We start from the raw sequence: 220 nt of genomic DNA on the forward strand, positions 1-220 counted from the left end.
TTTCGACGGGTTTGTACCAGTCGAGTGTTTGGCGGGGTCGTCCGTTGAGTTCGCGGGCGACCTCGTCGAGGTGGGCCTGGGAGTGGACCGACAGGTCGGTCCCCTTGGGAAAATACTGGCGGAGGAGCCGGTTGGTGTTCTCGTTCGTTCCACGCTGCCAGGGCGAGTACGGGTCACAGAAGTACACGGGCATGCCGGTGGCCATGGTGAACGCGGCGTG

General features: G+C 63.6%; 1 protein-coding gene. It reads right to left on the bottom strand.

Features of this window, described 5'->3' with window-relative positions; all coding sequences use genetic code 11:
* Window positions 1-220: IS30 family transposase (locus QSK30_RS36710; protein ID WP_285510016.1), on the bottom strand; the 220-nt coding region annotated here is incomplete at both ends.

The sequence above is a fragment of the Actinokineospora sp. NBRC 105648 genome (genome assembly GCF_030269645.1).
GTDB lineage: Bacteria > Actinomycetota > Actinomycetes > Mycobacteriales > Pseudonocardiaceae > Actinokineospora.